The sequence below is a fragment of the Amycolatopsis sp. NPDC005961 genome (genome assembly GCF_040629235.1).
In the GTDB taxonomy this organism is placed as follows: Bacteria; Actinomycetota; Actinomycetes; order Mycobacteriales; family Pseudonocardiaceae; genus Amycolatopsis; species Amycolatopsis camponoti.
This window is the reverse complement of record NZ_JBEXVF010000023.1, coordinates 119,024-130,231: the sequence shown is the minus strand read 5'-3', so window position 1 is coordinate 130,231 and position 11,208 is coordinate 119,024. Positions and strand designations below refer to the sequence as shown.

General features: G+C 73.7%; 6 protein-coding genes and 1 pseudogene. 1 reads left to right on the top strand and 6 read right to left on the bottom strand.

Translation table 11 applies throughout. The annotated features are described in order from the left end of the window. The 6 genes and pseudogenes from ABZ342_RS22280 to sthA form a co-directional block, all read right to left on the bottom strand. Positions 1-546 (bottom strand): annotated as a pseudogene (locus ABZ342_RS22280) (phosphotransferase); the annotation flags it as partial. A gap of 78 nt (positions 547-624) precedes the next feature. Continuing rightward, complete coding sequence (locus tag ABZ342_RS22275) at positions 625-1,572, bottom strand: DUF389 domain-containing protein (protein WP_360476021.1); 948 nt, start codon at positions 1,570-1,572, stop codon at positions 625-627. Continuing rightward, positions 1,572-3,347 (bottom strand): aspartate--tRNA ligase, encoded by a 1,776-nt coding sequence (aspS, locus tag ABZ342_RS22270; protein ID WP_360476018.1) that lies wholly within the window; start codon positions 3,345-3,347, stop codon positions 1,572-1,574. Before aspS ends, ABZ342_RS22275 begins: the two co-directional genes overlap by 1 nt. Before the next feature lie 154 nt (positions 3,348-3,501). After that, on the bottom strand, positions 3,502-4,104 hold the full coding sequence (gene merB / locus ABZ342_RS22265; RefSeq protein WP_155542360.1) for an organomercurial lyase: 603 nt from the start codon (positions 4,102-4,104) through the stop codon (positions 3,502-3,504). Between the two features lie 300 nt (positions 4,105-4,404). After that, positions 4,405-6,303, bottom strand: coding sequence for an intein-containing Rv2578c family radical SAM protein (locus ABZ342_RS22260; protein ID WP_360476015.1), 1,899 nt, complete (start codon positions 6,301-6,303; stop codon positions 4,405-4,407). Between the two features lie 358 nt (positions 6,304-6,661). Beyond that, positions 6,662-8,074: a Si-specific NAD(P)(+) transhydrogenase gene (gene sthA, locus ABZ342_RS22255; RefSeq protein WP_360476012.1), complete on the bottom strand. Its 1,413-nt coding sequence runs from the start codon at positions 8,072-8,074 to the stop codon at positions 6,662-6,664. Between the two features lie 90 nt (positions 8,075-8,164). On the opposite strand from sthA, the gene ABZ342_RS22250 reads away from it, so the two are divergent. Next, complete coding sequence (locus ABZ342_RS22250; protein ID WP_360476009.1) at positions 8,165-11,200, top strand: AAA family ATPase; 3,036 nt, start codon at positions 8,165-8,167, stop codon at positions 11,198-11,200. Positions 11,201-11,208: the final 8 nt, after the last annotated feature.

Here is an 11,208-nt window from a genome sequence, read left to right as displayed (position 1 = left end):
CTTCGCCGGGCCTCCCAGCCGCCGCAGCAGCGCGTTGAAGTCGGCTTCGCGCCCCGCCGTGCTCGCGTGCAGCCGGCCCAGGGAACGGGCCCACGACAGCAGCGCGCGCTCGGCCGCGCGGGAGTCGCGGGCGTAGAGCTTGTCCTCCAGCGTCGGCGTGCGGCCGAGGTCCTCCAGCACCAGCACGCGGTCTCGGCCGTCGTGGGCGAGCAGCTCCGGGCACATCCGCTCGTCCGGCGCCAGCGCCGTGAACAGCTGGTAGCTGACCGCCTCCTGGGCGAACGGGTCGGCACCCGAGGACGGCTGGTCGGGGTAGTGCTTGATGACGAGCGTGCGCGGCAGCGCGAAGGACGACGACACCACCCTCGCCCGGACCACCGTGGCCGGCCCGCTCCCCGCGAGGTCTTCCGGCGCGACCAGCGTGATCGCACTGCCGAACCGGCGCGAAAGAACGGACTCGCCCGCCGCGACGGCCGCGGCGACGGCAAGGTGCTCGGCTCCTGCCCCGACCCCAGCATCGCCGGTGGAGGAGGTGTCGACTGTCATTGTCACCGACCCTACTCGTGACTGAGCAACCATGACTACTGACATCCGGACAAGAAGGAGCCCCCGGCCCGGACGGGGTCATCCCTGTGAAAGCGGACGCATCCCCACCGGTGAACGTTGCCCATTCCGGCGCACGATCAACACAATGGCCGCTGCTGCAACGATTCCGAGAAGGTTGACGAGCAGCTGACCCACCGATTGGACGCACCGGCTCCACTCCCCCGCCACGGCGGCGACGACCGCGTACCCGGCGGCCGGCACCGTCGTGACGGAGATGAAGACGCCCACGAGCGCGGCCGACTTCGCCGACGTCATCGCGAGCATCCCGGCCGCGCCGGCGAGCATCGCCACGACCAGCGACGGAACGCCGACGGAGAACACGAAGTCGACCTCGTTGTGCTGCTTCAGCTCGAACGCCCGCTCGCCGAACACGTCGGTGACGCGCACCAGCAGCGCGCCGCCGAGCGTGACGACCATGGCCAGCGGGAAGCCGACGCCGAGAGCGCCACCCGCCAGCCGGACGAGGTCCCAGCGGCGCAGCACCAGCCCCACCGCCAGTGCGGCCAGCGGCCCGAACTCCGGGCCGACGACCATCGCGCCGACGATCGTCACGGCGGAGTCCGTCAGCACACCGGCCGCCGCCAGCAGGCAGGCGATGGTGAGGAACGCCAGGAACGTCACGTTGAGCCGCGACTCCTCGCCCGTACGGGCGACCAGCTCCTCCCACACGACGGCGTCCGCGCCTTCACCGGGCGCGGCCTCTTCCGCCTGGTCGGCGGCGTCCGAGAGCGCCGTGTCGAGGGATTCGAGCGTGATGCCGCCGGTGTGGTCGAGCTCGAGCACGCACAGCGCCGCGAGGATCTCGTCCGCCGCTTCCCGCGCGATGTCGGCCTCGACCAGGTCGCCCTCCGGCGACACGGCGGCGCCGCGGTGCACGATCAGGTGCGCCGTCCCGGCGTGTGCCCGCAGGATGTCGAGCGCCTCGGCGGTCTTGTCCGGCGGGCACACGGCCCTGAGGTGCAGCACTAGTTCTGCGGGGGCGCGGCCGGCTTCGCGTCGATGCCGGCCTCCTTGCGCTGCTGCGCCGTGATCGGCGCCGGCGCCGCGGTCAGCGGGTCGTAGCCGCCGCCGGTCTTCGGGAACGCGATGACGTCACGCAGCGAGTCGGCCTTGGCCAGCAGCATGACGATGCGGTCCCAGCCGAACGCGATGCCGCCGTGCGGCGGCGGCCCGAAGGCGAAGGCGTCGAGCAGGAAGCCGAACTTCTCCTGCGCCTCCTCCTCGCCGAGGCCCATCAGGCTGAAGACGCGCTTCTGGACGTCGCCCTGGTGGATACGGATCGACCCGCCACCGATCTCGTTGCCGTTGCAGACGATGTCGTAGGCGTAGGCGAGCGCGTTGCCCGGGTCGGACTCGAACTTCTCGATCCACTCCGGCGTCGGCGAGGTGAAGGCGTGGTGCACGGCGGTCCACTTGCCGGAACCGACGGCGACGTCGTCACCGATGTCCTCGACCGGCGCGAACAGCGGGGCGTCGACGACCCACACGAACGACCAGGCGTCCTCGTCGATCAGGCCGAGGCGCTTGCCGATCTCGTCGCGCGCGGCGCCGAGCAGCGGCTGCGTGCTGGCGGCCTTGCCGGCGGAGAAGAAGATGCAGTCGCCGGCCTGGGCGCCCGCCGCGGCCGCGACGTTCTCGCGCTCGGTCTCGGACAGGTTCTTCGCGACCGGGCCGCCGAGCGTGCCGTCCTCGTTGACGAGGATGTACGCGAGGCCGCGCGCGCCGCGCTGCTTCGCCCACTCCTGCCACGCGTCGAGCTGACGACGCGGCTGGCTCGCGCCGCCGGCCATCACGACCGCGCCGACGTAGGGCGCCTGGAACACGCGGAACGGCGTGTCGGCGAAGAACTCCGTCATGTCGGTGATCTCGAGGTCGAAGCGCAGGTCCGGCTTGTCCGAGCCGTACTTGGCCATCGCCTCGTGGTAGGTGATGCGCGGGATGGGCCGCGGGATCTCGTGCCCGATCAGCTTCCACAGCGCGGACACGATGTCCTCGCCGAGCGCGATGACGTCGTCCTGCTCGACGAAGCTCATCTCGATGTCGAGCTGGGTGAACTCCGGCTGGCGGTCGGCGCGGAAGTCCTCGTCCCGGTAGCAGCGCGCGATCTGGTAGTACCGCTCCATGCCGCCCACCATGAGCAGCTGCTTGAACAGCTGCGGCGACTGCGGCAGCGCGTACCAGGAGCCGGGCTTGAGTCGGGCGGGCACCAGGAAGTCGCGCGCGCCTTCGGGGGTCGAGCGGGTCAACGTCGGGGTTTCGATCTCGACGAAGTCCTGGGCGTGCAGCACCTCGCGCGCGGCGCGGCTGACCGCGCTGCGCAGGCGCATGGCCGCGGCCGGGCCGCTGCGGCGCAGGTCGAGGTAGCGGTGCTTGAGGCGGACCTCTTCGCCGACGTCGACGCGGTCGTCGATCGGGAACGGCAGCGGCGCGGACTCCGACAGCACCTCGAGCTGGGTCGCGAGGACCTCGATCTCGCCGGTGGGGATCTCGGCGTTCGCGTTGCCCTCGGGGCGCTTCGCGACCTCGCCGACGATCTTCACGCAGAACTCGGAGCGCAGCGCGTGCGCGCGCTCGGCCATCTCGCCCTCGCGGAAGACGACCTGGGCGACGCCGCTGGCATCACGCAGGTCGATGAAGATGACGCCACCGTGATCGCGCCGCCGGGCCACCCATCCGGTGAGGGTGACGGTCTGTCCGGCGTGCTCGGCACGCAGGGTGCCGGCGTTGTGAGTGCGGAGCACTGCGACTGCTCTCCTTCGACCTGGGGTTATCGCTGCCCGGAAAGGCTAACGAACACCCGGCGCTTGAGGGGGTCCGGGTGGCGGAGCCCCCGGTTCGGGGCGCAGCCCCGAACGTCACAGCGTACGACGTCGGCAGGGTTGGGTCGCGCGGTGGTCAGAGCACGTACTTCGGGCGGGCCTCCAGCGCGGCGACCAGCCGGTGGGCCTGGGCCAGGTAGGCGCCGACCTGGTAGATCCGCCCGCCGGGGTGGGTGACGACCCAGCCGGCGGCCGCCGAGGCGGAGGCGAAGAAGGGCTGGCCGGCGCACGCCATCGCGTCGGCGCGTTCGAGGCCGAAGCCCAGGTCGACCGCGGCGACGACGGCCGTCGGCGGGTCGGCCTGCACGATCGCGTGCGCGGTGAGCTCGATCTGGATGCGCGTGCCGGTGACCGGGCAGGTCGCGGCGGCGTGCACGCGCTCGCCGGTGGCGATGGCCAGCAGGAACATGTCGACGGTGCCGTCGGGGCCGGCGCCGAGGGTGCCTTCGGCCGGCTGGAGCCGGTGGTGGGCCCCGCGCGGCGCGGGTCCGGTGCTGACGAGGTCGCGGTGCAGGGTGAAGCCGATCAGCTCGACGAGCCGGCGCGCCTCGACCGGGGCGACGCCGACGGTCGCGGCCAGCCGGTCGACGCTCACGGGGTGCCGGCCAGCCCGGGTCAGCTTCAGGGCGGCCCACGCGAGCCGGGCGGCCGCGACCCGGTCGGTCTGCGAGGTCGTCATCACCGCTCTCCCTTCCGCATCGATCCCTTCGACGTTAGGCGTCGGTGAGGTGGGGCGACAACGACACGATCGGACATTTTTCCGCAAGGGCGCGACACGGTGGCGCAATCGGGTCGGGACTACGGCGAACGGGGGAGCCGGACCGTGTCCGGCGGCGGTCCGGGTGACAGCTTCACCCACACGGCGGCCCGGCGGATGATCACGCACCGCGGGCGACGGTAGTCCACAAAGGACCGTCGCGGTGGCCGGGCCCGTTCCGAAGCACGGCCTCTCCCGGCTCACCGCGCCGGAGCCTCAGAGTCAGAGGAGGCGGAGCTGCTCCACGACCGGCGCCTCCGGGGGCGGCTCGGGCAGCGGCTCCGGGCTCCGGGCCTCGTATCCCGTCTTCGGGGCCAGTCCATGCCGGCGCAGCAACGGGGCCACCCGCTCCCCGAGCCGCTCCCGGTACGCCTTCTGCACGTAGCTCCCTCGCGCGTACAGCTCCCGGTACCGCGGCACGAGCGCCGGGTACGCGCCCGCCAGCCAGCGGCCGAACCACTCCCGCGCGCCCGGGCGCAGGTGCAGCGGGATCACCGTCGCGCTCGTCGCCCCCACCTCGGCCAGCCGGGCGAACAGCGCGTCGAGGGCTTCGGCCGAGTCCGTCAGCCACGGCAGCACCGGCGCCACCAGCACCGAGCACGGCAGCCCGGCGTCGCGGGCCTTGCGGACCAGCTCCAGCCGCGCCTGCGGGCTCGGCGTGCCGGGTTCGAGGCGGTGCTGCAGCTCGCGGTCGAGCAGGGCGATCGACACCGCCAGGCTGACCGGCACGTCGGCGGAGACGTCCTGCAGCAGCGGCAGGTCGCGCGCCAGCACGGTGCCCTTCGTCAGCACCGACAACGGCGTGCCGGAGCGGGCCAGGGCCGTGATGATCCCCGGCATCAGCCGGTAGCGGCCCTCCGCGCGCTGGTACGGGTCCGTGTTCGTGCCCATCGCGACGTGCTCCCGCCGCCACGACGGCCGTTTCAGCTGCGCCGCCAGCACCTCCGGGGCGTTGACCTTCACCACCACCTGGGTGTCGAAGTCGTGGCCCGCGTCGAAGTCCAGGTACGTGTGGGTGTTCCGGGCGAAGCAGTTGTGGGACACCATGCCGTCGGCGATGAAGTCGCCGGTGCCGGTGGTGATGTCGAACAGCGGCAGCTGCAGGCCCAGCGGCTCGATCGCCTCGACGCGGCGGCGGCTCGCACCGATCACCGCGCCGTCCAGCGACCGCTTCCACCCGACGGCCGGGTTGCTCACGTGCAGGAACCGCAGCACCTCGGACGTGCCGCCGAGCAGCCGGACCTCCTGGCGGGCGGGGAACTTCGGCACCTCGTCGATCTGGTGCGCGAAGCCGAAGCGGGTGAGCGCGCCGGCGAAGGCCTCGACGATCTCGGGTTCGTCGTGCGCTACGGCGAGGACGCCGCGGCCGTAGTCGCCCGCGATGTCGAAGAGACCGGCGAGGAACCCGCGCTGCCAGTGCGCGTCCGGCTCCGGCGGCACCTTGAGGAACCCGACGGACGCCCCGAAGTCGGGCAGGTACTCGAGGGCGCGCGTGGCGGCGTCCGGTTCCGCGGCGAACCCGCCGGAGCGCAGCATCCCGCAGAGGTAGCCGGCGCGGTACCCGAGCGTTTCGTCCGGCGTGGGCTCGAACCGGCCGACGCCGATCAGTTCGGCGCCGGGCTCCAGGTGCGGCCGCTGCGCGGCGCCGAACTTGGTGCCGGTGACGTGCTTCCAGCCCTTGCTCGTGAGGAACCGGTGGTCCCCGCCGGCGACGAGCCGGGTGCCGTCTTCGAGCGTCACCCGGTAGGCGGCGCGCAGGGTCGTCCAGTGGGCTTCGACCCGGGTCGGCACCAGCCGCCGGGACGCGCCGTGGCCGCGGGTGCCGTAGATCTCGTCGCCGACCTTCAGCTCGGACAGCGCCCGGGTGCGGCCGTCCGCCAGGAGGATCTTGGTGCCGCCTTCGAGGCAGTAGGTGCAGGCGTGGGAGCAGCCGCGGTAGGGGTTGACGGTCCAGCCGAAGGGCACCCCGGACCCGGCAGGCACCTTGTTCAGCACCGAGCGGGCGTGCACCTCGTGAAAGGTGACGCCGTCGAACTCCGGTGACCGCACGGACCGCACCAGGCCTTCCAGCCCGGGCAGTGCCGGCTCACCCTCCCCCGCTCGCTGCCGATCCCATCGCACGTCGCCAGTCGAACATATGTTCTAGTCGAGTGTCAAACCGGTTCGCCGCAGGCGAATCCGGCTGGTGCTGCTGTGACTCCTGGGGCTTGTGCCGGTCGCCATCCGGGCTTGGCCAAGCCTCCCGGGTCGGCCTGCCGTGACCCCGGCGGTGCCGCGGGGCTCCGGCCGTCGACGCGCTCGAAGTCGAGACGACCTACGCCAAGTGTTTCGGCGGAAGACGACGTCGAGAAGTCTCGCGCGTGCCGCGGCGTCTCCGCCCGGCTGACACGGCCGACCAGTCGGCGGAGGGACCCGAACGTCGCGGGTGACTCATCCGGGAACTCCGACGTCCCGCACGAGTCACCCGGCGCGCCACCGCTCAGGCCGTGAAGCGGTCCAAGGCGCGGATCTTGTTGGTCGCGTCCAGCGCGGCCACCTTGTACGCCTCCGACAGCGTCGGGTAGTTGAACACCGCGTCGACCAGGTAGTCGACCGTGCCGCCACAGCCCATCACCGCCTGTCCGATGTGGACCAGGTCCGTCGCGCCCGTGCCGAACACGTGGACGCCCAGGAGCTTGCGGTCCGAAGTGGACACCAGGAGCTTCAGCATCCCGTAGCTGTCGCCGGTGATCTGCCCGCGCGCCAGCTCGCGGTAGCGCGCGATGCCGACCTCGTACGGCACCGCCGACGAGGTCAGCTGGGCCTCCGTCGCGCCGACGTACGAGATCTCCGGGATCGTGTAGATCCCGATCGGCTGCAGCGCGCCCAGGCCGTTCGCCGGCTCGCCGAACGCGTGGTACGCCGCGAGCCTGCCCTGGTCCATCGACGTCGCCGCCAGGGCCGGGAAGCCGATCACGTCGCCGACCGCGTACACGTGCGGGACCTCGGTGCGGTAGTTCTCGTCGACCACGAGCCTGCCGCGCTCGTCCGCCTTCAGGCCCGCCGCGTCCAGGGCCAGCTCGCCCGTCATGCCCTGGCGGCCCGCGGAATACATGACGCCGTCGGCCGGGATGCGCTTGCCGCTCACCAGCGTCGTGATCGTCGCGTCCTCGGACACCGCGACGTCCGCGACCTTCTCGCCGAAGCGGAACGTCACGCCGAGGTCGCGCAGCTGGAACTTCAGCGACTCCACGATCTCCGGGTCGCAGAAGTCGAGCATCTGGTCGCGCTGCTCCACCACGGTGACCCGCGAGCCGAGCGCGGCGAACATCGACGCGTACTCGATGCCGATCACGCCCGCGCCGACCACGACCAGCGACGACGGGATCTGCTCGAGCCGCAGGATCTCGTCGGAGTCGAGCACGCGGGCGGCGTCGAAGTCGACGTGCGCCGGCCGCGCGGGGCGGGTGCCGGTGGCGATCACGACGTAGTCCGCGCTCAGCGTGCGGCGGTCGCCGGCGTGCTTGCCGTCGACGACGATCGTGTGCGGGTCGGCGAACGAGCCGGTGCCGGCGATCAGGTCGACGTGGTTGCGCATCAGCTGCGCGCGCACCACCTGGACCTCGCGCCCGACGACGTGCTGGGTGCGCGCCAGCAGGTCGGCGATCGTGATGTCCTGCTTGACGCGGTAGCTCGCGCCGTACAGCTCGCGCTGGTTCATGCCGGTCAGGTAGAGCACCGCTTCGCGCAGCGTCTTGGACGGGATCGTGCCGGTGTTGACGCACACCCCGCCGACCATGTCGTGCCGGTCCACGACCGCCACCCGCTTGCCCAGCTTCGCCGCGGCGATCGCGGCCTTCTGGCCCCCGGGGCCCGAACCGATGACGATGAGGTCGTACTCGTGCTCGCTCACGACGTCGAGCCTGCGCACCCGGGCGCCCCGGCGCAACCCCCGGCCGGTGAAGATCCGCGCGCGAACCCGTCTCGGGGCTAGCGTGACCGGATGCTGCGGGTGTCGCTGCTGGGCGAGCAGGTGATCGCCGACGACGAGACCGGCGCCGTGCTGACGCGGTCGCCGCGGTCGGTCGCGCTCGTGGCCCACCTCGTCGTCCACGCCGGGCTGGCGCAGCCGCGGCGGCTGATCGCGGGGCTGTTCTGGCCGGACTCCACCGACGCGCAGGCCCTGACCAATCTCCGTCGCGAGCTGCACCAGCTGCGCCGCGTGCTGGGCGAACTGCCCTCGCTGGCCGTCACTGCGCGCGACCTGTGCTGGCGGGACACCCCGTCGAGCCGCGTCGACGTGCGGGAGTTCGACCTCGCCCGCCGGGCCGCCCTGAGCGCGTCGGACCCCGGTGACGTCGTCGCCCACGCGCGGGCCGCCCTCGCGGCCTACCGCGGCGAGCTGCTGCCGGGCCTGGCCGACGACTGGGTCCTGGCGGCCCGCGCCGAGCTGGAGCGTCAATGCGTGGAACTGTGCGACCTGCTCTGCCGGACCCCGGCCGGCGACCCGGCCGTCGCGCTCGCCGCGGCCCGGCTCCGGATCCGGCTGCGCCCGCTGGAGGAGACCGGCTACCGGACGCTGATGGGGCTGCAGGCCGACGCCGGCGACCGGGCGGGCGCGGTGAGCACGTACCACCGGTGCGCGTCGGTCCTCGAACGCGAGCTGGGCGTCGTCCCGGCCGAGCCGACCCGCGCGGCGCTGCGCCGGCTGCTCGCCCGGCCGGACCCCGAACCCCGCCGGGCGGCCGCGCCCGGCCTCGTCGGCCGGGCCGGCGAGCTGGCGCGCCTCGGCGACGCGTGGCGTGCCGCGGCGGCCGGCCGCGCCGGGGTCGTCCTCGTGCGCGGTGACGCCGGGGTCGGCAAGACGCGGCTGGTCGCCGAGCTGGCCGCGCTGGCCCGTGCGGAGGGCGCGGTCGTCGCCGCCGGCCGCTGTTACGGCACGCCGGGACGGGTCGCGCTGGCGCCGGTGGCCGAATGGCTGCGCACGCCCGCGGTGCAGCGAGCCGCCGCGTCGCTGGACCCGGTGTGGCGGACCGAGGTCGACCGGCTGCTTCCGGCCGCGCGTCCGGCCGCGCGCGGGCATCCCACGGTCGACGCGTGGCAGCGCCTGCGGTTCTTCGAAGGGCTGGCCCGCGCGCTCACGGCCGGCGGGCGGCCCGTCCTGCTGGTGCTGGACAACGTGCAGTGGTGCGACGAGGAGACGGGCGCGTTCCTCGCCTTCTGCCTCGGGCTCCTGCCGGACGCGCCGCTGCTGGTCGCCGGGACGCTGCGCGACGGCGACCTCGACCCCGGCGTGGCGGCCTGGACCGCCCAGCTGCGCGACGACGGCAAGCTGACCGAGCTGCCGCTGCGCCCGTTCGACGCCGACGGCACCGCGCACCTCGGCGAAGCGGTGGCCGGGCGTCCACTGTCCACTTCGGACCGCACGCTGCTGCACGCGGCCACCGGCGGATATCCGCTGTACGTCGTGGAGGCCCTGCGCACCAACGATTCCCCGCCGTCCGGTCGCCTGACCGGCGTGCTGCGGGCGCGGCTCGAACAGCCGGGCCCGGCGGCCCGCGAGGTCGCCGGGCTCGCCGCCGCGGCCGGCCGGGACTTCACCCTGGAGCTGCTCACCGAGGCGAGCGACCTCGACGCGGACACCGTCGTCGACGCGGTCGACGAGCTGTGGCGCCGCCGGATCGTGCGCGAGTTCGGCGGCGGCTACGACTTCACCCACGACCTGCTCCGCGAGGCCGCCTACCAGCAGGTCAGCCCGCCGAGGCGGTGGCTGCTGCACCGGCGCCTGGCCCAGGGCATGGAGCTGCTGCACGCCGACGACACCGACGCCGTCGCGGCGCAGCTGGCCGAGCAGTACGCCCGCGGCGGCCGGCCCGACCGCGCCGTCGCCCACTACCGGCGGGCCGCGGCCGTCGCCGCCGGGACGTTCGCCCACGCCGAGGCCATCCGGCTGCTGAAGAAGGCCCTCGACCTCGTCCGCGCGCGCCCGGCGAGCGGCAACCGCGACCGTGCGGAGCTGGCCGTCCTCGAAGCGCTCGCCGGGCCGCTCAACGCCCACCACGGGTACTCCTCCCCCGAGCTGCAGCACGTCCTGGAACGGTCGCTCGCGCTCGCGGAGTCTTCCGGCAACAAGGAGTCCGCGCTGACGGTCCTGCTCGAACTGTGGTCGTCCCGGTTCGTCCAGGGCCGGACGGCGGAGGCGCACGAAGCGGCCGAACGCGCCCTCTCGCTGCTGGCCCCCGGGACGAGCGCCGAACAGGACGGCTCGGCGCACTTCATCGTCGCGGGCTCGTCGCTGAGCCTCGGGCACGACCCGGCCGAGGCGCTGCGGCACTTCGAGGTGGGCGCGGAACGCACGCGCGGCGCGTCGTCGTGGCCGATCGGGACCCGGCCGGACGTGCACGGGCCCGCGTGGGCGGCACACGCCCACTGGCTGCTCGGCCACGACGACGCGGCCGTGGCGAGCAGTGCCGCCGCGATCGCCGTCGCCCGCGGGATCGAGCAGCCGTACAGCCTGGCCATCGCGCTGGCGTACGCCGGGATGACCCACCAGATGCGCCGCGACCGGCGGGCGCTGTGGGAGGTGGTCACCGAGCTGCACGACCTGTGCGACCGGTACGGGTTCGCGTACTACCGGGAGTGGGCGCTGGTGCTGGGCGGCTGGTCCCGCGGCGGGGCGGCCGGGCTGGCCGCGGCGCAGGAGGGCGTCGCGCACCTGAAGGCCGAGGGTTCGTTCGCCCGGATGCCGTACTGGCTGACGCTGGTCGCCGAGCTGTCGGGGCCGGCGGCGGCCCGCGCGACGCTGGACGCCGCGCTCGCCGCCGGGGAGGCCCGCGACGACCGCTGGTGGCTGCCCGAGGTGCTGCGGCTGCGGGCGGCCCACGACCCCGACCCGGTGCCCCGCCTGCGGGCGGCCGCGGAGCTGGCGCGGGCCCAGGGCAGCGTCGCCCTGCTGCGGCGGGCGGAGGCCGACCTCCGCGCTTTCGGGGACCCGGGTGGCGGAGCCCCCGGGTGTCACGGCGTTCGGTCCCCGTCCTGAGCTGCGGC